Source organism: Zobellella aerophila, from assembly GCF_039539325.1.
Classification (GTDB): Bacteria; Pseudomonadota; Gammaproteobacteria; order Enterobacterales; family Aeromonadaceae; genus Oceanimonas; species Oceanimonas aerophila.
In genome coordinates, this window is the sequence record NZ_BAABCX010000001.1 from 98,899 (window position 1) to 124,191 (window position 25,293).

General features: G+C 59.2%; 21 protein-coding genes. 16 read left to right on the forward strand and 5 right to left on the reverse strand.

Annotation, left to right across the window (positions count from 1 at the left end):
- Position 1 precedes the first annotated feature (1 nt).
- From fdx to der, 13 genes are all read left to right on the forward strand, one after another.
- On the forward strand, positions 2-340 hold the full coding sequence (gene fdx / locus ABD806_RS00465) for an ISC system 2Fe-2S type ferredoxin (protein ID WP_344953463.1): 339 nt from the start codon (positions 2-4) through the stop codon (positions 338-340).
- A 13-nt stretch (positions 341-353) separates the two neighbouring features.
- Positions 354-554 carry a Fe-S cluster assembly protein IscX gene (gene iscX, locus ABD806_RS00470; protein WP_344953466.1) on the forward strand — a complete coding sequence of 67 codons (201 nt, stop codon included), beginning with the start codon at positions 354-356 and terminating at the stop codon, positions 552-554.
- A 123-nt stretch (positions 555-677) separates the two neighbouring features.
- Complete coding sequence (gene pepB / locus ABD806_RS00475) at positions 678-1,979, forward strand: aminopeptidase PepB (RefSeq protein ID WP_344953469.1); 1,302 nt, start codon at positions 678-680, stop codon at positions 1,977-1,979.
- A gap of 187 nt (positions 1,980-2,166) precedes the next feature.
- A complete protein-coding gene (ndk, locus tag ABD806_RS00480) occupies positions 2,167-2,598 on the forward strand; it encodes a nucleoside-diphosphate kinase (RefSeq protein WP_116473647.1) in 432 nt (143 codons plus the stop codon).
- A 483-nt stretch (positions 2,599-3,081) separates the two neighbouring features.
- Positions 3,082-4,599: a nucleobase:cation symporter-2 family protein gene (locus ABD806_RS00485; RefSeq protein ID WP_344953473.1), complete on the forward strand. Its 1,518-nt coding sequence runs from the start codon at positions 3,082-3,084 to the stop codon at positions 4,597-4,599.
- Positions 4,600-4,789: 190 nt separating this feature from the next.
- Entirely contained in the window at positions 4,790-5,908 is a 1,119-nt protein-coding gene (gene rlmN, locus ABD806_RS00490; RefSeq protein WP_344953476.1) for a dual-specificity RNA methyltransferase RlmN, read from the forward strand.
- A gap of 26 nt (positions 5,909-5,934) precedes the next feature.
- Positions 5,935-6,714, forward strand: coding sequence for a type IV pilus biogenesis/stability protein PilW (pilW, locus tag ABD806_RS00495; protein ID WP_344953479.1), 780 nt, complete (start codon positions 5,935-5,937; stop codon positions 6,712-6,714).
- Positions 6,704-7,669, forward strand: a complete 966-nt coding sequence (gene rodZ / locus ABD806_RS00500; RefSeq protein ID WP_344953481.1) for a cytoskeleton protein RodZ — start codon at positions 6,704-6,706, stop codon at positions 7,667-7,669. Before pilW ends, rodZ begins: the two co-directional genes overlap by 11 nt.
- Positions 7,670-7,687: 18 nt before the next feature.
- On the forward strand, positions 7,688-8,806 hold the full coding sequence (gene ispG / locus ABD806_RS00505; protein ID WP_344953484.1) for a flavodoxin-dependent (E)-4-hydroxy-3-methylbut-2-enyl-diphosphate synthase: 1,119 nt from the start codon (positions 7,688-7,690) through the stop codon (positions 8,804-8,806).
- A gap of 203 nt (positions 8,807-9,009) precedes the next feature.
- Positions 9,010-10,287 carry a histidine--tRNA ligase gene (hisS, locus tag ABD806_RS00510; RefSeq protein WP_344953487.1) on the forward strand — a complete coding sequence of 426 codons (1,278 nt, stop codon included), beginning with the start codon at positions 9,010-9,012 and terminating at the stop codon, positions 10,285-10,287.
- The gene (locus tag ABD806_RS00515) at positions 10,288-10,941 is read left to right on the forward strand and encodes a YfgM family protein (RefSeq protein WP_344953489.1); all 654 of its coding nucleotides are present in this window, start codon (positions 10,288-10,290) and stop codon (positions 10,939-10,941) included.
- Positions 10,934-12,106 (forward strand): outer membrane protein assembly factor BamB, encoded by a 1,173-nt coding sequence (gene bamB / locus ABD806_RS00520; protein ID WP_344953492.1) that lies wholly within the window; start codon positions 10,934-10,936, stop codon positions 12,104-12,106. The genes ABD806_RS00515 and bamB overlap by 8 nt, the downstream gene beginning before the upstream one ends.
- A 68-nt stretch (positions 12,107-12,174) precedes the next feature.
- Positions 12,175-13,689, forward strand: a complete 1,515-nt coding sequence (der, locus tag ABD806_RS00525) for a ribosome biogenesis GTPase Der (protein ID WP_344953495.1) — start codon at positions 12,175-12,177, stop codon at positions 13,687-13,689.
- Between the two features lie 34 nt (positions 13,690-13,723).
- Here der and ABD806_RS00530 read toward each other — a convergent pair whose 3' ends face one another.
- Positions 13,724-13,864 carry a hypothetical protein gene (locus tag ABD806_RS00530; RefSeq protein WP_344953498.1) on the reverse strand — a complete coding sequence of 47 codons (141 nt, stop codon included), beginning with the start codon at positions 13,862-13,864 and terminating at the stop codon, positions 13,724-13,726.
- A 94-nt stretch (positions 13,865-13,958) separates the two neighbouring features.
- The gene (gene mltF / locus ABD806_RS00535; RefSeq protein WP_344953500.1) at positions 13,959-15,383 is read right to left on the reverse strand and encodes a membrane-bound lytic murein transglycosylase MltF; all 1,425 of its coding nucleotides are present in this window, start codon (positions 15,381-15,383) and stop codon (positions 13,959-13,961) included.
- A 158-nt stretch (positions 15,384-15,541) separates the two neighbouring features.
- Here mltF and purL point away from each other — a divergent pair, with 158 nt between their 5' ends.
- A complete protein-coding gene (gene purL, locus ABD806_RS00540; protein ID WP_344953502.1) occupies positions 15,542-19,432 on the forward strand; it encodes a phosphoribosylformylglycinamidine synthase in 3,891 nt (1,296 codons plus the stop codon).
- A gap of 173 nt (positions 19,433-19,605) precedes the next feature.
- The gene (locus ABD806_RS00545) at positions 19,606-21,357 is read left to right on the forward strand and encodes a putative bifunctional diguanylate cyclase/phosphodiesterase (protein ID WP_344953504.1); all 1,752 of its coding nucleotides are present in this window, start codon (positions 19,606-19,608) and stop codon (positions 21,355-21,357) included.
- A gap of 421 nt (positions 21,358-21,778) precedes the next feature.
- Here the strand turns inward: ABD806_RS00545 and ABD806_RS00550 are convergent, their stop codons facing one another.
- Positions 21,779-22,321: a YceB family lipoprotein gene (locus ABD806_RS00550; protein WP_344953507.1), complete on the reverse strand. Its 543-nt coding sequence runs from the start codon at positions 22,319-22,321 to the stop codon at positions 21,779-21,781.
- Positions 22,322-22,391: 70 nt separating this feature from the next.
- On the opposite strand from ABD806_RS00550, the gene cls reads away from it, so the two are divergent.
- On the forward strand, positions 22,392-23,849 hold the full coding sequence (gene cls, locus ABD806_RS00555; protein WP_344953510.1) for a cardiolipin synthase: 1,458 nt from the start codon (positions 22,392-22,394) through the stop codon (positions 23,847-23,849).
- A gap of 64 nt (positions 23,850-23,913) precedes the next feature.
- Here the strand turns inward: cls and purU are convergent, their stop codons facing one another.
- Together purU and ABD806_RS00565 are read right to left on the reverse strand one after the other, a co-directional pair.
- Positions 23,914-24,750, reverse strand: coding sequence for a formyltetrahydrofolate deformylase (purU, locus tag ABD806_RS00560; RefSeq protein WP_344953512.1), 837 nt, complete (start codon positions 24,748-24,750; stop codon positions 23,914-23,916).
- 32 nt (positions 24,751-24,782) lie between these two features.
- The gene (locus ABD806_RS00565) at positions 24,783-25,253 is read right to left on the reverse strand and encodes a YchJ family protein (protein ID WP_344953515.1); all 471 of its coding nucleotides are present in this window, start codon (positions 25,251-25,253) and stop codon (positions 24,783-24,785) included.
- Positions 25,254-25,293 lie beyond the last annotated feature (40 nt).

The following is a 25,293-nucleotide window of genomic DNA, read 5'->3' on the forward strand; positions in this document are numbered from 1 at the left end:
CATGCCAAAAATCATTTTTCTTCCCCATAGCGAGTTGTGTCCCGAAGGGGCCGCCATCGACGCCAGCCAGGGGGATACCATACTGGATGTGGCGCTGCGCAACGGCATCGATATCGAGCACGCCTGTGAGAAATCCTGCGCCTGCACCACCTGCCACGTCATCGTGCGGGAAGGCTTTGATTCGCTGAACGAGAGCAGCGAACTGGAAGACGATATGCTGGACAAGGCCTGGGGCCTGGAGCCGGAGTCCCGCCTGGGCTGTCAGGCCCGGCTGGCGGACGAGGATCTGGTGGTCGAAATCCCCAAGTACACCATCAATATGGTCTCGGAAGGTCATTGATCAGGGAGGCAATATGAGTCTCAAATGGACTGACAGTCAGGATATCGCCCTGGCCCTGCTGGAGGCGTATCCGGATACGGATCCCAAAACTGTCCGTTTCACCGATCTGCATCGGTGGATCTGTGAGCTGGAAGAATTCGAGGATGATCCCGAGCATTCCAACGAACGTGTCCTGGAAGCCATTATCCTGGCCTGGATGGATGAATATGAATAAAGCTTGAAGCTGGAAGTCATGTTTTCCGCCATTGTTTGTGATTGATGCGTTTCAGTTGTTCCAAGCCACAGTGTAAGCTGTGGCTTTTGTCGTTTTATCTGATCGCAGTATTAAGGAAGCACTATGTCCGCAGCTATGAAGGTGATTCTGTGTCATGAGCCCGCGCCGGCCCAGTGGGGCGAACAGGCAGGCTTGAGTTTTCAGCATGACGAGGCCAGGGTGCACCTGACCGATGCCGATGATGTGGTGCGCCGGGCGCAGCAGGCGGGCCGCAGGCTGGATGCCATGGGGATTAAAAATGTCAGCCTGGCGGGTGAAGACTGGTCACTGGAAAGCCGCTGGGCCTTTGCCCAGGGTTTTTATAATGCCAAGGGTGGCCAGCAGCTGGACTGGGGCAGCCTGGCCGCGGATGAACAGGCCGAGTTGGATGCCAGGGACACCGCATGTGGTTGGGTGCGGGAGATGATCAACGGCACGCCGGAAGATGTGTACCCGGCCGCGCTCGCCACCGAAGCCGGCAAGTTTATCCAGGGCTTGGCGCCCGGGCAGGTCAGTTACCGCACCTACAGTGGCGAGCAACTAAAAGATCTGGGCTATATCGGCATCTATGAAGTGGGGCGGGGCAGTGTGCGCAGCCCCACCCTGCTGGAGCTGGATTTTAACCCTACCGGCGACCCTGATGCGCCCGTGGCCGCCGCCTTGGTGGGCAAGGGCATTACCTTCGATTCCGGTGGTTATAGCATCAAGCCGTCGGACGGCATGTCGGTGATGAAGTCCGACATGGGCGGGGCCGCCACCGTGACCGGCGCCCTGGCGCTGGCGATTCGGCGCGGACTGAACAAAAGGGTCAAACTCTTTCTCTGCTGTGCCGAAAACCTGGTATCGGGCCATGCCTACAAGCTGGGTGACATCCTCACCTACAAGAACGGCGTGACCGTGGAGATCCTCAACACCGATGCCGAGGGCCGGCTGGTACTGGCCGACGGCTTGCTGGCGGCCAGCGAGGCAGGGGCTGCCTATATTCTCGATGCGGCTACCTTGACCGGGGCGGCCAAGATGGCCCTGGGACGGGACTATCATGCGGTATTCAGTTTCAACGACGGGCTGGCCGGTGAGGTGCTGCAGGCCGCCAGGGATGAATTTGAGAAAGCCTGGCGGCTGCCGCTGGAGCCGTTCCATGTCGGTCAGCTGTCATCCGCCTTTGCCGATATGGCCAATGTGCACAGTGGCGAGGGGATGGCCGGCGCCTCGACCGCGGCGGCTTTCCTGTCCCGCTTCGTGCCCGATGGCGGCAAATCATGGGTACACATGGACCTGTCTGCCTCTTACCAGAAGAATGGCAACGATATGTGGGCCCCCGGTGGCAAGGGGCATGGCGTGCGCACCATTGCCGCCTGGCTGGCCCGGGTAGGTGAACGGTCCTGATCAAGCCGGGCCCGCAGTATGGGCCCTGTGCGCTCATCATGGCATGGCCCGGTGTGGGTATCCTCGACCCATACAGGGCTGCTGATATCGGCGCAATAAAAATGCCTCACAATAGTGTTAACTTGGGTTTTGTTTACGTATAATTCCGCGCGTTTCATTCACAGACCGATTAATTTAAGGAACACCCATGGCCCTCGAACGTACTTTTTCCATCATCAAGCCTGATGCAGTAGCAAAGAACCTGATCGGTGCCATCTACCAGCGTTTTGAAGCTGCGGGCCTGAAGATCGTTGCCTCTAAAATGGTGCACTTGAGCCGCGAACAGGCCGAAGGCTTCTACGCCGAGCACAGCGAGCGTCCTTTCTTCAAGGCGCTAGTTGATTTCATGACTTCCGGCCCCGTGATGGTCCAGGTGCTGGAAGGTGAAGACGCCGTGCGCCGCAACCGCGAGATCATGGGTGCCACCAACCCGGCCGACGCCCTGGCAGGTACCCTGCGTGCCGACTATGCCAACAGCATCGACGAAAACGCCGTACATGGCTCCGATGCCGCCGCTTCCGCTGCCCGCGAAATTGCCTATTTCTTCAGCGACGAAGAAATCTGCCCGCGCACCCGCTAAGCGTCGGCTGCACTATGTTAAAAAGGAGCTGCGGCTCCTTTTTTTGTGCGGTGGTCTCCGCTTATTGAATACGAGGCGAATATGGTCACCCTCGTCATGACCCGCCAGCCCTGCACGCCGCTTGCCGGTAAGGTTCTCTCCGTCGCTTCCCAAGGGGACCATTGCTGCCCACATGGCGTATCTTCTAATGCCATCGCAGTAAACAAGCGGTTTATTTCATTTTTATATCAACCCGGACAAAGGGCCGACTCTCCGATCCGCTCAAACACCCCCCTGTGATACTCAGCACATGACATCTGACCGTCATCCCTGGCGGCCAGATGTGGTGCCTGGCCTCCCCTTGGACAGCACTGTCATTTTTATCTATTACAACCACCTCAACAAAGGTGCACATTTCACATAAATATTGTTTACATTTATTTATACATAAATGATTATATTGTTTTTGGTTTGGTATACAAATATGACGGGCCGGGAGCACTTATGAGTTCAAATTCCAACCAGAAGTCGTCAGCGAGTATTCGTCCCGAGGATGAAAACCTCGGCATTACAGCCAATATCGCCTATGGTTTTCAGCACGTCCTGACCATGTACGGCGGAATCATTGCGGTGCCGTTGATCGTGGGACAGGCGGCTGGCCTTGGGTCGACGGAGATTGGCATGCTGATCGCCGCTTCGCTGTTTGTCGGCGGTGCCGCTACCCTGCTGCAAACCCTCGGCATCCCTTTCTTTGGCTGTCAGTTACCCTTGGTACAAGGAGTGTCCTTTGCCAGCGTGGCGACTATCGTCGCTATCGTCACCTCGGGGGGCGGATTGCCATCTGTATTCGGTGCTGTGATAGGGGCGGCCCTCATCGGTCTGTTGATCACGCCCGTTTTTTCCAAAATCATTAAATTTTTCCCGCCCCTGGTCACCGGCACCGTCATCACCACCATCGGCTTGACCCTGATGCCGGTGGCCGCACGCTGGGCCATGGGGGGCAACAGCCGTGCCCCGGACTTTGGCAGCATGAGCAATATTGGCCTGGCGGCGCTGACCCTGGCGGTGGTCTTGTTACTGAGCAAGCTGGGCAATGCGGCGATTTCCCGGCTGTCCATCCTTCTGTCCATGGTGGTGGGGACCCTGGTGGCGGCGGTGCTGGGACTGGCGGATTTCTCCAATGTCCTGAACGGCCCTGTTTTTGCCTTCCCCACGCCTTTCTATTTCGGCATGCCGGTGTTTGATATCGCGGCGATCATTTCCATGTTGATTGTGGTGCTGGTGATCCTGGTGGAGACGTCTGCCGACATCCTGGCCGTAGGCGATATCATCGATACCAAGGTGGACTCCAGACGCCTGGGTGATGGCCTGCGAGCGGACATGATTTCCAGTGCCGTGGCGCCGTTGTTCGGCTCCTTTACCCAAAGCGCCTTTGCCCAGAATGTGGGTCTGGTTGCGGTAACCGGGGTGAAAAGTCGCTATGTGGTCGCCTTTGCCGGCCTGATCCTGGTGACCCTGGGTTTGCTGCCGGTCATGGGCCGTGTCATTGCCGCCGTGCCCACTTCAGTGCTGGGTGGTGCCGGTGTGGTGTTGTTCGGAACTGTCGCCGCCAGCGGCATCCGTACCCTGGCCAAGGTGAATTACCACAACAACATGAACTTGATCATAGTGGCGACTTCCGTCGGTTTCGGCATGCTGCCGATCGCCGCGCCCAGCTTCTATCATCAGTTCCCCGATTGGTTTGCCACCATTTTCCATTCGGGCATCAGCTCCGCGGCCATCATGGCGATCATACTGAACCTGCTGTTCAACCACTTTAAGCTGGGCAACTCAGACAAGCAGTCGGTGTTTGCCGCCGGTACCGAGCGGACCATTCGTCAGGAAGAGATTGCCTGCCTGAGTGAAGGGGACTATTTCCTCGGTGGTAAGCTGTTCGATGCCGAAGGCAATGAAGTGACCATAGAAAGTGGCCAATCTCGCCCTGGGGCCAAGACCATCGGTAAACCGGTTTCCGACCACTGAGCGCAGGGCCATACCGTCGGTGTGGCCGGTAACGGAGTAATTGTGCCCAAGCCGTCTTGAACCAGGCGGCTTTTTGTTATTATCGGTATGGTTCCGCCACGGGTAAGGGTGCCGATGCTGGCAACCGGATGCTAAACTCTGTACAATTTCGCGCCCTGTGGGCTCTGATAAGTTAAGTAAGAGGCAACCGATGAGTGAGACAAAAGTAAACCTGCTGGATTTGGATCGTGACGGCATGCGCCAGTTTCTCGCCGAACTGGGTGAGAAGCCGTTTCGGGCCGATCAGGTGATGAAATGGATCTATCATTTCGGTTGCGACGACTTCGAGCAGATGACCAATATCAACAAGGTACTGCGTGCCAAGCTGCAGGCAAAGGCCGAAATCCGCGCCCCTGAAATCAGCCGCGAGCAAAAGTCAGCCGATGGCACCATCAAATGGGCCATGCAGGTGGGTGGCCAGGAAGTGGAGACTGTCTATATTCCCGACGGCGACCGTGCCACCCTGTGTATCTCGTCCCAGGTGGGTTGTGCCCTGGACTGCAAGTTCTGCTCTACCGCCCAGCAAGGCTTCAACCGCAACCTCAAGGTGTCGGAAATTATCGGCCAGGTATGGCGTGCCGCCAGCCGGGTCGGCTTTGTCCGGGACTCAGGCCGCCGTCCGATCACCAATGTGGTGATGATGGGCATGGGCGAGCCCCTGCTCAACCTGACCAACGTGGTGCCGGCGATGCGGCTGATGCTGGAGGACTACGGCTTCGGCCTGTCCAAGCGTCGAGTCACCCTGTCTACATCCGGCGTGGTGCCGGCCCTCGACAAGCTGGGTGATATGATCGATGTGGCGCTGGCAGTCTCGCTGCATGCGCCCAACGACAAGCTGCGCTCTGAGATCATGCCGATCAACGACAAATATAATATCGCCACCCTGCTCGACAGTGTGCGCCGTTATATCTCCAAGTCCAATGCCAACCATGGCAAGGTGACCATAGAATATGTGCTGCTCGATCATATTAATGACGATATGCAGCATGCCCATGAGCTGGCCGAGCTGTTGAAAGACCTGCCCTGCAAGATTAACCTAATCCCGTTCAACCCCTTTCCCGGTAATTCCTACGGTAAGCCGAGCAACAGCCGTATCGATCGCTTTAATAAGGTATTGATGCAATATGGCAATACCGTCACCATCCGTAAGACCCGGGGGGACGATATTGATGCCGCCTGTGGCCAGCTGGTAGGGGATGTGATCGACAGAACCAAACGGACCCTGAAAAAACGGATGCAGGAGCAAAGTATATCCGTCACAATGGTTTAAGAACCGAGCCATGGGTATATGAGGGAATGCAGAATAAGAGGCTATTGCCGGGGGGGGCCCTGTTGGTCATACTGGCCGGGTGCGTAAGTGAAACCAGTTATGTGGGCTCGGGACCCCAGCCTCGTGATGCGGTCTTTACCTCTTCCGATGCGGCCGTCACCAGGATGAACCTGGGGTTGGAATACTTGCGCAGGGGAGACATGGAGCAGGCCAAGTTTAATCTGGACAAGGCCCTTTCACAGGATCGCCGTAATCCGGATATCCATTTGGCGAGGGCTTGGTTTTATCAGTCCGTCTCCGAGTTCGGCAATGCCGAGAACAGTTATCGAGAATTGCTGAAACTTTCGCCGAATCATGGGGATGGGTTGAATAACTATGGTGTTTTCCTCTGTGCCCGGGAACGATTCGACGAAGCGGATGTCATGTTTAGGAAGGCGGTGGTGGTACCCGGCTATGTACAGGTTGCCGACACCTATGAAAACGCGGCCCTCTGTGCCGAAAAAGCAGGTCAGCAGGAGAAAGCGTTAGGTTATTATCAGCGAGCACTGGAATACAATCCGGCCAAGCCCAGATCTCTGCTTGGCGCGGCTGAAATTTTAGTCATGCAGGGGGATAGCATGGCTGCCCGACCTTATATCAACCGATATCAGGCCGGGCATCAAGCCAGCCCCCAGAGTTTATGGTTGACCGTCCGTACCGCAGAAGACTTGGGCATGATAGCGCAAGCCCAACAAGCCGGAACAGATTTAGTGCGGTTATTTCCAGGTTCAGAACAGGCCAAGCGATTTTTAGCAAATGACTACTAACGATGTAGAACAACAAGATGAAGCCGGAGCGACTGAGTCGGCGGGCCCGGGTGCCATGCTGCGCCAGGCGCGGGAAGCCAGGGGATGGACCCAGTCTGAAGTCGCACGCCGATTGAACCTACGGTTGGCGGTGATCGAGTCGATTGACGAAGATCATTACAAGGCAGGGGTTGCCCTGACCTTTTTGCGCGGCTATGTAAAGGCTTATGCCAAGGTGGTGGGTGCGAACGAGCAAGAGGCCCTGTCCGCCTTCGATGGCATGAGCGGTATCGGAGCCATGAGCGCTGCCACCGCCCCCATGCAGAGCTTTTCCAAACGCACGCGTCAGCAGGCCAGCGATAAATGGCTTAAGCGTATCAGCTGGTTGGTGGTGCTGATTCTACTGGGCTCCCTGGTGTTCTGGTGGTGGCAGGACAGTGACTTCAATTATCCCGAGCGCAAGGAGGAGCCGGTGGTAGAGAGCCAATCGGAGCCTGAAACCCAGCCGCTTGCATTGGACTCGCCGGAGCCGGCCACGCCCGAACTGGCGGAGCCGTTAACAACGGTGCAGAATGATGCCGCTTCTGTACCCGCGGTGAGTCAGGGCGAGGCTCGAGGCGAGGCCGCGACTGTGGCGGGGACGGTAGAGGGTACAGCAGAGCAAACGGCTGCTCAGCCGGGTACGGATGCGACCCAGGCCCCGGCGGTAGAGCCGCCAGCCGAGCCTGGTAACCCGAACCAGCTGGTGATGCGGTTTGTCGCCGATTGCTGGATCAAGGTGACCGACAGCCAGGGCAAGGTGCTGGCGGAAGGGGTCAAGAAGGCCAGCGACACCCTCGAGCTGGACGGCTCAGCGCCATTCCGGCTGGTATTGGGGGCGCCGCAGGCTGCCCGTATTGAATATATGAATAAGGAAGTGGATCTGTCACGCTTCAGGGCCGGGCAGGTTGCCCGACTTACAGTACCGCAATCCTGATTAAGTTAAGAGTGAATCATGTCCCAACACGCCTCTCCCATTATTCGTCGTAAATCAAAGCAAATCCGTGTTGGTTCGGTACTGGTCGGGGGCGACGCCCCCATCAGTGTGCAAACCATGACTAATACCCTGACTACGGATGTTGCCGCCACCCTGGCCCAGATCCGGGCTGTGGAAAAAGCCGGTGCCGATATCGTGAGGGTGTCTGTTCCCACCATGGAGGCGGCGGAAGCCTTCAAGGCCATTCGCGCCGGCACCACCATGCCGCTGGTGGCGGATATCCATTTTGACTATCGCATCGCCTTGCAGGTGGCAGAATACGGCGCCGATTGCCTGCGTATCAACCCGGGTAATATCGGCCGGGAAGACAGGGTACGTGCGGTGGTGGATTGTGCCAGGGACAAGGGCATCCCCATTCGTATCGGGGTCAATGGCGGTTCTCTGGAAAAAGATCTGCAGGAAAAATACGGTGAACCCACGCCTGCGGCCCTGGTGGAATCCGCCCTGCGCCATGTGGAGATACTCGACCGGCTCAACTTTGATCAGTTCAAGGTCAGCGTCAAGGCCTCGGACGTGTTCCTGGCCGTGGGCGCCTACCGTGAGCTGGCCAGGCAGATTGAGCAGCCGTTGCACCTGGGCATTACCGAAGCCGGTGGTTTCAGGAGCGGGGCGGTGAAATCGGCGATCGGCCTGGGCATGCTGCTGGCCGAAGGGATAGGCGATACCCTGCGCATCTCCCTGGCCGCCGATCCGGTGGAAGAAGTGAAGGTGGGCTTCGATATTCTCAAATCCCTGCGCATTCGTGCCCGGGGCATTAACTTCATCGCCTGCCCGTCCTGCTCCCGTCAGGAGTTTGATGTCATCGGCACCGTCAATGCCCTGGAAAACCGGTTGGAAGACATCATCACGCCGATGGATGTGTCCATTATTGGTTGCGTGGTCAATGGCCCCGGCGAGGCCCTGGTCTCGGATCTGGGCCTCGCCGGCGCCCAGCGCAAGAGCGCCTTCTATGAGGGGGGCGTACGGGTGGACAGACTCGATAATAATGAACTTTTGGATGTGCTTGAGTCTCGCATTCGCGCCAAGGCGGCGATGATGGATCCCGCCGCCCGTATTCCGGTGCAGGACAAGGAGTAAGTCGCTTGCTTAATGCACCAGTGTGAACCGGAATCCGCTCCTCTCACGCCGACACGCCATAAATCCATTCATGGGGGCTCGACTACGCGATTTCTGGCGTAGACGGTCGGCTTAGAGAACAACGGATTCTGCTCCCTGAACCGTGGCGGCAGTAGCCCATTAGCATTCATTTATTTTAAGCCGTTAAACATAGAGATATTTTCGTGGCCAAACAGATTCAAGCAATTCGTGGTATGAACGATTGCCTGCCGGAACAAACCCCGGCCTGGCAACAGGCGGAAGCGGTACTGCGCGACCTTATGAGCGCCTATGGCTATGCAGAAGTGCGCATGCCTATCATGGAGGTCACCGGGCTGTTCAAGCGGGCCATCGGTGAAGTCACCGACGTGGTCGAAAAAGAAATGTACACCTTCGACGACCGCAACGGTGACAGCATGACCCTGAGGCCCGAAGGCACCGCCGGCTGCGTACGCGCCGGTATCGAACACGGTCTGCTCTATAACCAGGAGCGGCGCATGTGGTATATGGGCCCCATGTTTCGCTACGAGCGTCCCCAGAAAGGCCGTTACCGCCAGTTTCACCAGTTTGGTGTCGAAGTCTTCGGCCTGAACGGGCCCGATATCGACGCCGAGCTGATCATGCTTACCGCCCGCCTGTGGAACCGGCTGGGTGTCAGCGAACACCTGACATTGCAACTGAACAGCCTGGGCCAGCCGGAAGAGCGGGCCCAATACCGCCAGGCGCTGGTGGCTTACCTGGAGCAGTATCAGGACAAGCTGGACGATGACAGCCGCCGGCGCATGCACACCAATCCATTGCGGGTGCTGGACAGCAAGAGCCCCGAAGTGCAGGCGCTGCTGCAGGATGCCCCGGTACTCAGTGACTACTTCGGCGAGCAGACCCGGGCTCATTTCGCGGGGCTCCAGTCGCTGCTGACGGCGGCCGGAATCGCCTTTGAGATCAACCCTCGTCTGGTCCGTGGTCTGGATTATTACAACCTGACCGTGTTCGAGTGGGTCACAGAGAGTCTGGGTGCCCAGGGTACCGTCTGTGGCGGTGGCCGTTACGATGGCCTGGTAGAGCAGCTGGGTGGCCAGGCCACGCCGGCGGTCGGCTTTGCCATGGGCATGGAGCGGCTGGTCTTGCTATTGGAAACCCTGGGGCTGGTCGAACCGCAACCGGCACTGGCCGATATTTATGTCGCCATGATGGGTGACGACTGTCTGAGTGCGGGCTTTGCCCTGGCCGAGCAGTTGAGGGACGCCCGGCCGCAATGGCGGATCATGAGCCATTGCGGCGGCGGTAACTTCAAGAAGCAGCTCAAGCGTGCCGACAAGAGTGGCGCCGCCGTGGCGTTGATCCTGGGTGAAGATGAAATCAGCCGTGGCGAAGTGACGCTGAAATACCTGCGTGGCCAGGGTGAACAAGAGAGCCTGAAGGTTGACGATATCGTCGGACATTTAACACAGAAGGGGATCTGAGTGGATATTTACAGCACCGAAGAGCAGCAACTGGATGCCCTGAAACGTTGGTGGCAGGAGTATGGCAAGGCCATCCTGCTGGGCTCTGTCATCGGTTTGGGCGGCCTATTCGGTTGGCGCTATTACCAGGACTACCAGCTTGAGAGCCGCTCGCATAATGCCGAAGCATTCACCCAGATGACCGAGCAGCTGGCCGAGCAGGGCAGTGCCGTCTTTACCGATGCCGCGACCTTTGCCGAACAAAACCAGGGCAACAGCTATGGGGAGCTGGCGGCCCTGATGCTGGCGGCGGAGGCGGTGAAAGCCGGTGAGCTGCCGCTGGCCCAGCAGCAGCTGGAGCTGGCCTTGTCCGGTATTGAGGATACCAGCCTGGAAGCCGCGGCACGCTTGCGCCTGGCCCGGGTGCTGCTGGCCCAGCAGCAATATCCGGCAGCGGCGGCTGAACTGGACAAGGTAACCCAGCCGGCCTTTTCCGCCCTTAAGCAGGAAATTCTGGGGGACCTGTATCTGGCCCAGGACCAGCATTCAGCGGCCGGCGAGGCCTATCGGGCGGCAGCAGCGGCCGGTGGCTTGAGCAACAACCCCGGACTGCAGCTGAAAATGGACCATCTGGCAATTGCTTCAACCGATGTGGGTGAGCATGATAATGGCTAGTCGTCTCACCCTGATCTTCCCCCTGGTGGTGGGCATGGTCCTGACGGCCTGCTCCAGTCAGGAGTCGGCGTTGCCGGTCAATCCGGTTCCGGACATCAGCAATGAATTCACCGCCGAGTCGCGTTGGTCCTCCTCGATAGGCAAAGGAGTGGGAGAGTATTATTCACAACTTTCGCCGGTGGTCGACGGAGCGCGGATTTTCGCCGCCTCACGGGATGGCATCCTGCAGGCCCGGGATAAAACCTCGGGCAAGCGGCTGTGGCAGACCCGGCTCGACAAGCTGGCGGTAAATCGGAACCAGCGTAGTCCCCGTATCTCCGGTGGCCTGACCGCTGCCTACGGCAACCTCTACTTCGGCTCCGAAAACGGCTTGGTATATGCGGTATCCCAGGAAGATGGCAAACTGCTCTGGGCTCAGGCGGTGGCCGGCGAAGTCCTGGCCGCCCCGGCGGTGGATGAAGGCAAGGTGGTGGTGCATACCAGCGCCGGCAACCTGATCGCCCTGGATGTGATGACAGGTGCACAGCAATGGCTGCTACGCAATGAGCAACCGGCGCTGACCCTGCGCAGCATGTCTACCCCGATCACCGCCGGTGGCGCCGTGCTCTACGGACGGGCCGATGGCCGGCTGGGTATAGTGCTGCTCGCCGATGGCCAGCCGGTACGGGACGCCCGTATCGCCAGCCCGAGAGGGGCGACCGAGTTGGAGCGGATGGTGGATGTGGCGGCAAGCCCCTTAATCCTAGGGGAGGTTCTCTATGCCATGGCCTATAACGGCCAGCTGACCGCTCACCAGCTGATTTCAGGCCAGTCGTTGTGGAAGCGCCAGTATCAGGGTTCCCGGGATCTGAGCAGCGACGGCCAATGGCTGTATATCACCGACAGCCGCAGCCATCTGTTCGCCCTGGATGCCCGCAACGGAACCGAGTTATGGTCTAGTACCCAGCTGGAAAACCGCCAGCTGACCGCCCCGGCGGTGTTTGGCGATTACCTGGTCGTGGGTGATGCGGAAGGTTATCTGTATTGGTTTGAGCGCCGCTCCGGTCGCCTGCAATCCTTGCAGCGGCTGGACAGCGACGGCCTGTATGTGGCGCCCGTGGTTGATGGTGATACCCTGTATGTGCAAACCCGTAGTGGCGATCTGGTGGCCTTGAGCCACCCCTGATCCCCCTGGCGGCGCCCGGCTCCTGATCCCGGATCAGGAGCCGTTATTGTTTTTTGGAGATTAATAATATGATGCCTGTTGTGGCCCTGGTAGGGCGCCCGAACGTTGGCAAGTCTACCCTGTTCAACCGTCTGACCCGTACTCGTGATGCCTTGGTGGCCGATTTTCCCGGCTTGACCCGGGATCGTAAATACGGTCAGGCCAGCATCGGCGAGCTGGAGTTTATCGTGGTCGATACCGGCGGTATCGATGGCAGCGAGGAAGGCATAGAGCTGAAAATGGCCGAGCAGTCCCTGGCCGCCATCGACGAGGCCGATGTGGTGCTGTTTATGGTGGATGCCCGGGCCGGCCTGACCGTTGCCGACGAGGCTATTGCCGCCCATCTGCGTCGCTGCCAGAAGCAGACCCTGCTGGTCGCCAACAAGACCGATGGCATAGATGCCGATTCGGCGGTGAGTGAGTTCTACAGCCTGGGGTTGGGGGATATTTATCATATCGCCGCCGCCCATGGTCGGGGCGTGTTGAGCCTGCTGGAAACGGCCCTGGCCCCGCAGCTGGAGGAGCTGGCCGAACAGCGCCAGGCGGCGGAGCTGGCCCTGGCGGGCGAGGATGACGGCCTGACCCTGGATCCGGAGCTGGGTTTTGAGGACACCCTGGCCGCCCTGGATCAGCTGGACGAAGAAGAAGCGGAAAGCGCCGCGCCCTTCGAAGATTTGCCGATCAAGTTGGCTATCGTTGGTCGCCCCAATGTGGGCAAGTCGACCCTGACCAACCGTATCCTGGGTGAGGAGCGGGTGGTGGTCTACGATATGCCCGGCACCACCCGCGACTCCATCTATATTCCGATGGAACGGGACGGACAGGAGTTTATCCTGATCGATACCGCCGGGGTGCGTCGGCGCGGCAAGGTCCATGAAACGGTTGAAAAGTTTTCGGTTATCAAGACCCTGAAAGCCATCGAAGACGCCAACGTCGTGGTGCTGGTGCTGGATGCGCGGGAAGGTATTTCCGAGCAGGATCTGAGCCTGCTGGGGTTTGTGCTCAACGCCGGCCGCAGTATCGTACTGGCGGTCAACAAGTGGGACGGCCTGAGCCTGGATGTAAAAGAGGATATCAAGCGGGAGCTGGATCGGCGGTTAGGCTTTATCGACTTTGCCCGCCTGCATTTCATCTCGGCCCTGCACGGCAGCGGTGTCGGCAACCTGTTCGGCTCGGTGACCGAGGCCTATGAATCGGCGACCAAGCGGGTGAACACCTCCATGCTGACCCGTATCATGCAGATGGCGCAGGATGATCATCAGCCGCCGCTGGTGCGGGGACGCCGGGTCAAGTTGAAATATGCTCACGCCGGTGGTTACAACCCGCCGCGCATCATAGTGCATGGCAACCAGGTTAAGGACTTGCCTGAATCTTATAAGCGCTACCTGATGAACTACTTCCGCCGTTCCCTGCATATCATGGGCTCGCCTATCCGTGTCGAGTTCCAGGAAGGGGATAACCCTTACGCCGGTCTCAAGAACAAGCTGACCGAGACCCAGTTGCGTAAGCGCAAGCGGTTGATGAAGCATATCAAGAAGAAGTAACTGATCAGGCAAGGGCCGGCCCTTGCCGTTGCTTTTATTCGGCGGTCTGGATCAGGAAGAAAGTACTGCTGCGACGCAGCATCTTACGATGGGCATTGTGCATCAGTATCTTGCGTCTGGGCGACCAGCTGCCTTGCTTGCGTTGTTTAATCACCGTGCGTTTTCTTTTAATCATGCGAATTTCCTCGACTAAAGCGATCAGGCACATGGCGTAGCCCGATCGCTTTGTTTTTAGCAGTTTGCCGGTGCCGGGTAAAGTGACAACTTGGTTAAATCTCGGATGGCAGCGGGGAATCCGCCTGTGGCTCGTTTCGGACCGTATTGATCCCCGGGTCGGTCTGCGGGCCATTAAGCCACTGCAGGCTGTGGTAGTACTGGCGAATATTGTTGACAAAGTGCAGGGCTTCCCGGCCCCGGGCATAGCCGTGGCGGGTCTGGCGATACCACTTGGGCTGATGCAACAGCACCAGATTTTCCTTCACCTGTGCCCAGGCGTTCGGATCCTGTCCGCGTTTCTTGGTCAGACGACGCACGTCCAGCAGATGGCCCAGCCCCATATTATAGGCCGCAAGGGCAAACCAGATACGCTCATCTTCCGGGATGCTGTCGGGCAGCCGTGCCTTCAGCTGGCCCAGGTACTGGGCGCCGCCTCGTATGCTCTGCTCCGGATCCAGCCGGTCTGCAACTCCCATCAGCTTGGCGGTGTCCTCGGTCAGCATCATCATACCGCGCACGCCCGTATAGGAACGAGCCTGGGGATCCCAATGGGATTCCTGATAACTGACGGCGGCCAACAGGCGCCAGTCCAGCTTGCCGGCGTGGCGCTCAAACAGGGGGCGGAAGCGGGGCAGCCGGTCTTCGGTCCGCCGTAAGAAGGTGCGGGTATCGACGTAATCAAAATCCTGGATATGGCCGAAGTATTTTTCATTCAGCCGGGCCAGGGTGCCGTCGGCCTGCCGCTCATCAAAAAAGTCCAGCATGCTGCTGTACAGGCTGTCATCGGTCCGCTGTTCCAGCACCCAGGCGACTGGTAGCGGCTCGGACAGGGTAAAGGCGGCGGCGATATTGGGATAGTAACGCTGGGTACGGGCCAGCAGGGTGTCTTCCACCAGGGTGAAATCCGTATCGCCTTCGGCCACCTGGCGCAGCAACTCTTCCGCATCCGCCTCACGGCGGGTCTCCCACCTTAATTCCGGATAGTCCGGGCCCAGCCGGTGCAGCCATTCGGCCTGGCTGGAGCCGGCCAGCACCCTGAGTCCGCCTGTTATCTGACCCAGCTCGGTGGGCCTGGGCTGACCCTTGCGATAGGCCAGGGTCTGGGCCACCTCATAATAGCTGGGACCGAAACGATAATGCTGACGCCGCAGGGGGGTGTTGATCAGCCCGGCGGCCAGTATATCCACCTTGCCCTCGTCCAACAGGCCGAATAGCTCATCCAGATGATAGGCGGGCACCATGGTCAGCCTGACGCCCAGCCGTTCGGCAAACTGCCGGGCCAGTTCGTAGTCCAGGCCGTCCTCACCCTGTTTGCGAATAAAATAATACAGGGGGTGATACAGGGTGCCGACCCTGAGTTCGCCGCGGGCGATGATGCCGGCTTGTTGATTGGGGATGTTTTCTTTGACGTCACAGGCGCTTAGCAGTAAGGCGCCGAGCAGCAGTGTGAGTCGTGACAGTCGGTTAATGCATTGCAAATGTGATACCTCGGCCGGGATTACCGGGATTTTATAGCAGAAGCCGGCTCATTCGTCATATGGGTTCGGGAAATCGCCGTCGACAGGGCAGGGGGGGAACCCTATAATACCGCCAATTTCTCAACCCCCCATTCACTCAAGCTTTGAGAATAGCCACTATGGAAATACTGAGAGGTTCTCCGGCCTTATCCGGTTTCAGAACTCAGGCATTAGTACGCCGCGCCCAGGAGCAGGGGTTGCCCCTGGTCGAGATAGCCACCGAGTACGTGCATTTTGTGGCACTGGCCGGCACCCTCGAGGCTGATACCAGACAGACCCTGAGTCGCCTGCTCGACAGCCCGGAGCAAGGCATCATCCCGACAGCCGGCAGCCTGCTGATGCTGGTGACGCCCCGTCCCGGCACCCTGTCGCCCTGGTCCAGCAAGGCGACCGATATTGCCCATAACTGCGGCCTGTCCCAGGTGAAACGCATCGAGCGGGGCATCGCCTATTACCTGAGCTTCGATGGTCAGCCCGGCGACGCAGAGCTGGCGGCGGTCAGGGCATTGATCCATGATCGTATGACCGAAGCGGTACTCGGCAGCCTGGATGCGGCCGCCTGCCTGTTCCAGCAGGCCGAGCCGGCGTCGCTGCAGGCGGTGGATGTGCTGACCGGTGGCCGGCAAGCCTTGGCCGAGGCCAACCAGCAGATGGGCCTGGCGTTGGCCGACGACGAAATCGATTACCTGTATGACGGCTTTACCCAGCTGGGACGCAACCCCAACGATATCGAGCTGTGCATGTTCGCCCAGGCCAACTCGGAGCATTGCCGCCACAAGATCTTCAACGCCGATTGGACCATAGATGGTGTGGCGCAGCCCAAGTCCCTGTTCAAGATGATCAAGAACACCTTCGAGCAGGAGCCGAGCCATGTGCTGTCGGCCTATAAAGACAACGCCGCCGTAATGGTGGGCTCGCCCGCGGGGCGCTTCTTCCCCAGCCCGGCGACCAATGAATATCTCTATCATCAGGAAGATATCCATATCCTGATGAAGGTGGAAACCCATAACCACCCCACCGCCATTTCTCCCTATCCGGGTGCGGCCACCGGCTCGGGCGGCGAGATCCGCGACGAAGGCGCCACCGGCCGTGGCTCCAAGCCGAAGGCCGGCCTGGTCGGCTTTAGCGTATCCAACCTGAGGATCCCCGGCTATGCCCGCCCCTGGGAGCAGGATTTCGGCAAGCCCGAGCGCATCGTCAGCGCCCTGGATATCATGCTGGAAGGCCCGTTGGGTGGTGCCGCCTTCAACAACGAATTCGGCCGTCCGGCGCTGCTCGGTTATTTCCGCACCTATGAAGAGCAGGTGAGCAGCTTCAACGGCGAGGAAGTGCGCGGCTATCACAAGCCGATCATGATCGCCGGTGGCCTGGGCAACATCCGCGGCGAACACGTGGAGAAAGGCGAGATCGCCGTCGGCGCCAAGCTGGTGGTGCTGGGTGGCCCGGCGATGAATATCGGCTTGGGCGGCGGTGCGGCATCGAGCATGGCGTCCGGCCAGTCCAGCGAAGATCTGGACTTCGCCTCGGTGCAACGGGAAAACCCGGAAATGGAGCGCCGCTGTCAGGAGGTGATCGACCGCTGCTGGGCGCTGGGTGAAGACAACCCGATACTGTTTATCCACGATGTGGGAGCCGGCGGCCTGTCCAACGCCATGCCCGAGCTGGTCAACGACGGCGGCCGCGGTGGCCGTTTCGAGCTGCGCAACATCCCCAACGACGAGCCGGGCATGAGCCCGCTGCAGATCTGGTGTAACGAATCCCAAGAACGTTACGTGATGGCGGTGGCCAGCAGCCGGATGGCCGAGTTCGAGGCTATCTGTCGCCGGGAGCGGGCGCTGTTTGCCGTGCTGGGCGAAGCGACCGCCGAGCGTCACCTTAGCCTGCACGACAGCCATTTCGACAACCAGCCGATCGACATGCCGCTCGATGTGCTGCTGGGCAAACCGCCCAAGATGCAGCGGGATGTCACCACTGCCAGCCATCAGAGCCCGGCGCTGGAACTGCACGGCATCAACCTGAAGGAAGCGGCCGAGCGGGTATTGACCTTGCCGACCGTGGCCGATAAGGGCTTCCTGATCACCATAGGGGACCGCAGCGTGACCGGCCTAGTGGCCCGGGATCAGATGGTGGGTCCCTGGCAGGTGCCGGTGGCTGACTGTGCCGTGACCGCCGCCGCCTTCGACACCTATGCCGGCGAAGCCATGTCGATGGGCGAACGGGCGCCGGTGGCGCTGCTCGACTTCGCCGCCTCCGCCCGACTGGCGGTGGCGGAAGCCATCACCAACATCGCCGCCACCGAGATCGGCGAGCTGAACCGCATCAAGCTGTCGGCCAACTGGATGTCCGCCGCCGGCCATCCGGGTGAGGATGCCGGTCTGTACGAAGCGGTGAAAGCCGTGGGCGAGGAACTGTGCCCGGTATTGGGGCTGACCATTCCGGTGGGCAAGGACTCCATGTCGATGCAAACCCGCTGGTCCGATAACGGCGAAGACAAGTCGGTGACGGCGCCGATGTCGCTGGTGATCTCCGCCTTCGCCCGGGTCACCGATGTGCGCGCCACCGTGACCCCCTGGCTGCGTACCGATCTGGGGGAGACCGATCTGATCCTGGTCGACCTGGGTAACGGTAAGCACCGCCTGGGTGCCTCCTGTCTGGCCCAGGTGTATCGTCAGCTGGGCAACCAGCCCGCCGATCTGGACGATGCCGAGCAGCTGAAAAGCTTCTTCTACGCCATTCAGGCGTTGCTGGCCGACAACAAGCTGCTGGCCTACCACGACCGGGGTGATGGCGGCCTGTTCGTGACCCTGACCGAAATGGCCTTCGCCGGCAACACCGGCCTGGATATCGAGCTGGATCTGCTGGGCACCGATCTGTTGGCCTCCCTGTTCAGCGAAGAGCTGGGTGCCGTGCTGCAGGTCCGTCGTGAAGACAAGGAAGCCGTACTCACCTGCCTGGCCGGCCATGGCCTGGCCGCCTGCAGCCATGTGCTGGGCAGCCCCAACGCGGACGATCAGCTGCGCTTCTTCCATGACGGTAACGAGGTCTTCGCCGAGTCCCGCAACCAGTTGCGCAAGCTCTGGTCTGAAACCAGCTACCGGATGCAGGCGTTGCGCGATAATCCGGACTGTGCCCTGTCCGAGTTCGAGGCCAAGCAGGATGCGACCGATCCGGGGCTGTCCGTGTCGCTCAGCTTCGATCCCAAGGAAGACATAGCCGCGCCCTTTATCGCCAAAGGCGTACATCCCAGGATGGCCATCCTGCGCGAGCAGGGGGTCAACTCCCATGTGGAAATGGCGGCCGCCTTCGACAGGGCCGGCTTTACCGCCGTTGATGTGCATATGAGCGATTTACACAGCGGCCGCTATCGTCTGGACGAATTTGCCGGCCTGGTGGCCTGTGGCGGTTTCTCCTACGGGGATGTGCTGGGTGCCGGCGGTGGCTGGGCCAAGTCAGTGTTGTTCAACGAGGCTCTGCGCGCTCAGTTCGCGGCCTTCTTCGAGCGGCCCGACAGCTTCGCCCTGGGCGTGTGTAACGGTTGTCAGATGTTGTCCCGCCTGCGCGAGCTGGTACCCGGCGCCGCGCACTGGCCGGACTTCGTACGCAACACCTCCGAACGCTTCGAAGCCCGCTTCAGCCTGGTGGAAGTGCAGGAATCGCCCAGCCTGTTCCTGTCCGGCATGGCGGGCTCCCGCCTGCCGATCGCCGTGTCTCACGGTGAAGGGCGGGTACAGCCGGTACACGCGGATATCAAAGCCATCGAGGCCAGCGGCACGGTGGCACTGCGTTATGTGGACAACCAGGGTCGGGCGACCGAGCGTTATCCGTTCAACCCCAACGGCTCGGCCAACGGTATTACCGGTCTGTCGAGCCAGGACGGCCGGGTGACCATCATGATGCCGCACCCGGAGCGGGTATTCAGAACCGTGGCCAACTCCTGGTATCCCGCGAGCTGGGGAGAGGACGGCGCCTGGATGCGGATCTTCCGCAACGCCCGCCGCAACCTGGGGTAATTTCCCGGATTTTAGAAAGCCCGCCGCGATGCGGGCTTTTTATTTTCCGTTTGAGTCTATATGATGAGGATGCCCGAAAAATAACCAGTCACGCCAAGCAGGTGTGTCGATTAATAAGCATGGGTGGGCAATGCATAGTGAACCTTCCTTCATTTCACTTATAGAGCATGTACATGGATGAATCCTATTTGCCGTCGGTAAGCTACTGCGATTTGCAATCGGATTATGCCGAAGACCTGTTGGCAACAGCTTCTGCCGAAATGGCCCTGACCGAACACATCATGACCCATACCCGGGAAGGGATAGTGGTGATGGATGCCCGGGGTATGGTCGAACGGGTCAACCAGGCTTTTTGCAGCCTGAGTGAACGGACGGCGGATGAGGTCCGGGGGCGGCACATCACCAGCATAAATCATGATCTGCATGAGCGGCGCTATTACCGCCGGATCTGGCTGCAACTCCAGGAGCAAGGCCATTGGCAGGGAGAGGTTCAGCATAAGACCAAGCAGGGACGCCTGGCGACTCACTGGTTGATGCTGCGGCTGATAAAAAACCATCGGCAGCAGGTGGTGAACATCATCGGCATATTGGATGATATCAGCCGGCTACGCCAATCCGAGGCCCGGCTCAGTTTTCTGGCGCATCATGATGCGCTCACCGGTACCGCCAACCGTACCCAGCTGCTGGCATGGTTTGCCAAAACCAGCACCGTCCTGCCTGTCGGTCAGCAGTTGGCCCTGCTGTTTATCGATCTGGATCGTTTCAAGCCGATCAATGACAGCTTTGGCCACGGGGTGGGCGATCGGGTACTCAGGACCCTGGCTCAGCGACTGCTCGGGCTGGTCGGCGACGATGAACTGGTAGCTCGGATCGGCGGCGATGAGTTTGTCATGGTTTGGCAGGGGGAGCATACAGAAGCTTCCCTGTTGCACAAGGCGCAACAGTTGCTTGAGCAGCTGGAAGTACCGGTCCCGGTGGATGACTACGAGCTGAGCGTGGGCGCCAGCATCGGTGTGAGCCTGTATCCCAGACATGGGCTGGAGATAGAAACATTGCTGCGCTACGCGGACACCGCCATGTATGAGGCCAAAAAACTGACCAGTGCCAAGGTCTGCGTGTTTGACAAGGCACAGTTCACCCGCCTGGAGCAGCAATACCTGCTGACCAGTGAGTTCCGGGAGGCGATCGAGCAGGAACAGTTGTTCCTGGAATACCAGCCCAAATTCGTACTGGGCGCCAGTCATACCAACGGCCTGGAGGCTCTGCTCCGTTGGCATCACCCCCGCCTGGGTATCCTCTACCCCGAGCAGTTTATGCCGGCGGCCCAGAATGCTGGCCTGCTGTGCCGGTTGGCGGAGTGGGTATTGTGCCAGGCGGTCCGGCAGGTCGATGACTGGCAGCGGAACCACGGCTGGCAGGGCACGGTTAGCCTCAACCTGACCGGGTTGGAGCTGGAGCAGCATTGGGCCTCGCGTCTGTTGCAGTTGCTTGAACAGGAACGGATCGCACCGGAGACGTTCTGCCTGGAATTAAGCAGTGATTTTATCATGCGGCGCTGCGAGTCGCTGGGGGCGGCCCTGGCCATGCTGCGTCAGGCCGGCCTCTCCATCTACTTGGATAATGTAGGGATAGGCAGGATGAGCTTCGACAAGCTGAGGCAACTGCCGTTGGACGGCATCAAACTGGACCGGAGCCTGTTTTCCGATCGTTTCGATGCCAGTGACCAGGCCCTGGTGAAGGCGTTGATGCTGCTGTCAGATTCCCTCGGGCTGGATGTGGTGGCCTGTGGCATTGAAACCCAGGAACAGCTGGCCTTCTTGCAGCGTCATGGTTGCCGTACCGCGCAGGGCTGGCTGCTGGCCAAGCCGATGGCGGCACATCGGGTGATCACCTTCTATGCGGATGGTGACCACCATCCTAGTTGAATGGCCGGATACCTGTCACTCTAAACATATGATCATATTTGGGCCATCGTTTCAGAAGCAACACAGCCGTCTCCCACGACACGCCATAAACCATCCCTGGGGCTCGGGAAATGCCGTCTGACCGCCAGGATGGCGGGAATGCCGAAACGGCAGGAACATTTCCGGCCATGGCATTTCACGGTCGTGGGAGGCGGCTGTGTTGCCTTTTCTGGAGCAGCGAGTTGCCTGCAGACAGCAGCAACAGGCGACGCCGGAGTATCAAGAAGAACAAAGGGATCTGCTCAGCCGACCATCCGTGTTACCGATGGCACGGCTGAGCCTTCAGGGAGGATGCACGGCGAGTCGGCGGAGCTGGCCCTTTGTTCAAGATTGATATGACAATCAAACAGATCGATTTTTAATGGGATCGGTATGATAGCCCCTAATCGCTCCCCTGCAGGATCAATCGGCCCGGCTGGACCTCAAGCCGGACCAGTCGCTGTTTGATTTGGGCCTGCAAGGGATCGGCTTCATCGAGCACATACACCGGATAGCGGGACAAATACTGCGCCAGCCCCTGTAGCAGATAGGGCATGAACATGCTGGCCTTGGGTTGTGAACTGTTTTCGAGGCGATATTCCAACAGCTCGAATTCGTCCAGGAACAGGGCGCCCTGCTGGTTGTCGTAACGGGGCCTGGCGGAGAAATTGCCGTCTAGCAGCCAATTGTAGCGGGTATCTGGTTGGGCAAGCTGGATCCAGAGCTTGCCGCTGACCCGGACTTTGTCGGCCTCGGGCTGACCCAGCGTCATGGCAATCTGCTGCAAACGCATGTCCGCACTCAGCCAGTCGCCTAAGGTAAAGGGGTATTCCTTATTCAGGCTGGCGTTCAGCCGTTGATTCAGTTGCTGCTCGGTCAGGATAAGGGTTTGTGCCTGGGTGAGCTGACTTATCCCAAAGACAACTAGAAACAGTATAATTTTCATAAGCCTATATAACCCATATTGGTTCAGTCATGTCGGGGACTATAACCCGGCCAAGAGGAGCAAGGCATCATTGAGTGATTATCTTTACACATTACTGGGGTGGTTGCTATTTCTTGCCCATACCAGCCTGGTGATAGGTGTGACGCTCAGAGTCATCATGAAGCGCCGGCCCGTCGGGGTATCCCTGGCCTGGCTGGCGCTGATTTTCGCTATTCCCATCCTGGGGGTCGCCACCTATATCCTGTTTGGCGAGGTGCGGCTGGGTCGTAAGCGGGCGGAGCGGGCCAAGTCCATGTACCGGCCTCATGCCGACTGGATCAACGTGCTGGTGTCCCGTTTTCCCGGCCAGCAGTTTCAGGTCAATGAGCAGGTCAAGCCCATCCATGAACTGGTGAAGGCTCGCCTCAACATGCCGATGCTGAACGGCAATGAGATGAGCCTGCTGCAACAGCCCCATGCCATACTGGCCTCCCTGCTGGCCGATATTTCCTGGGCCCACAGCTCCTGTTATATGGAATTTTATATCTGGCACCCGGGCGGGCGGGCCGATGATATCGCTTTTGCCCTGATGGCGGCGGCGCGGCGCGGCGTGGACTGCCGGCTATTGCTGGACTCGGTCGGCAGCGCCGATTTTTTCCGCAGCCGCTGGCCAAAACGGCTGCGTGATGCGGGTGTCAAGGTGGTGGAGGTGCTGCCGGTGGGTGCCTTCCGGGTGCTGTTGGAACGGCAGGATCTGCGCATGCACCGCAAGCTGGTGGTGATCGATGACGATGTCGCCTACACCGGCTCAATGAACCTGGTCGATCCGGCCTGTTTCAAGCAGGACGCTGGGGTGGGCCAGTGGGTGGACATTATGCTGCGTATTCGCGGGCCCATAGTGCCAATCATGTGGTCGCTGTTTGTGTGGGACTGGGAGATGGAGACCGGGGAACGACTGCTGGAGCAGCTGGAATATCACCCGGTGTCTTTCCTGGACAAGCAGCTCAAGCTGCAGCTGTTACCTTCCGGCCCCTTCATGGGCGGTGATGCCATCCAGCAGAGCCTGCTGACCGCCGTGTATCAGGCCCGGCACCGGCTGGTGCTGGTTACCCCCTATTTCGTACCCGATGACCCCCTGGTGGCGGCGTTGTGCTCTGCGGCGGATCGGGGAGTGCAGGTGCAGCTGGTGCTGCCGGCCAGAAACGACTCGCGCATGGTGAATTACGCCTGCAACGCTTTCTTTGACGAGTTGCTCAGCGCCGGGGTTGAGATCCATCTCTATGCCACCGGCCTGCTGCACGCCAAATGCGTGCTGGTTGATGAGCAGTTCGCCCTGGTCGGCACGGTGAACCTGGACAGGCGCAGCCTGTGGTTGAATTTTGAGATGAGTCTGCTGATCGACGATGGCGACATGGTCAGGAAATTGCTGTGGCTGGCCGATACCTACCTGGCCGAAGCCGAGCCGGTATCCTGGCTCAGCTGGCGACAGCGACCGCTGCGCCAGCGGGTGCTGGAAAACCTCTTCTACCTGCTCAGTCCCTTGCTGTAACTTTTGGGAATAGGGAGCTTATCCCACTCCCCACTCCCCACTCCCCACTCCCGGTGATGGCGGGTTATTTAAACACCACGGTGCGATTGCCGTAGACAAACACCTTTTCTTCCAGTACTAGGGCCAGGGCCCGGCTCAGCACCGACTTTTCCACATCCCGTCCCGCCTTGGCCATATCCTGGGCCGAGAAGGTGTGATTCACATGGGTCACATCCTGTTCGATGATAGGACCTTCATCCAGATCATCGGTGACATAATGAGCGGTGGCGCCGATCATCTTTACGCCGCGTTCATAGGCCTGGCGGTAGGGGCTGGCGCCGACGAAGGCGGGTAAAAACGAATGATGGATATTGATCAGACGCTGACGATAGCGGGCCACGAACTCAGGGCTCAGGATGCGCATGTATTTGGCGAGGATCACATAGTCAGGTTGGTAGCGGTCAATGGCTTCGGCCAGCTGCTGCTCATGCTCGACCCGGTTCAGGCCCTCATGAGACACGGTATGAAACGGGATATCGAACTTTTCGGTCAGTGATGACAGCACATCATAGTTGCCGATCACGGCGGCGATATCCAGGTCCAGGGCCCCGGCATAGCGTTTCATCAGGATGTCGCCCAGGCAATGAGCCTCCTTGGTCACCAGGATCACGATACGCTTGCGGCCAGCCGGTACCAGGCGCCGTTGGCTGCCGGTCGGCAGGGCGCTATCCAGATCGGCCAGCAGGGTGTGCTCATTGAAATAGCCTTCCAGCTCGGTGCGCATAAAGAAGTGGCCATTGTCGTAATCGACAAACTCATCATTACGCATGATGTTGAGCTGATGCTTGTAGCAGATATTGGTGATTTTCGAGATCAGTCCCTTGGCATCGGAACAGTGGGTCAACAGTACTTTTCTTTCCATGGTGGCGGTCTGATTAAATTAAAAAGTGGGGATCATGCCCGGCGCTGGGCACAGCATTGTTTATATTTTTTATGGCTACCGCAGGGGCAGGAGGTATTTTTGCCGATCTTCGGCGGACTAAACTGGCCTGAATGATACGTCCAGCGACCCTGGGAGCGGAGAAATAAAGAACGTTCATGGAGTTGCTGAATGCGGCCCTGAACTTTATAGCGCGCCTTGAACTCTACCTCACCCCGTTCGTCATCCGGTCCGCCCCGGGAGTAGACAATCTCCAAGCTGAGCCATTCGCTGTTCAGGCCGGACTCGGTGAGCAGTTCCGGTGTCAGTTCGCCGCGGGTCTCCGGGTGCCAGGTTTGATACAGATACTCGCCCAGGCCCAGCCGATAGGCGCTATAGCGGGAACGCATCAGCGCCTCCGGGGTAGCGGCCTTGGCCTGGCCTCGCAGCAGGGGCGCGCAGCATTGTTCGAAAGCGGCTGAACTTTGGCAATAACAGGGTTGCATATCAGATACCTAACCTGGGAGCCAGCCAGTATGCCATGGC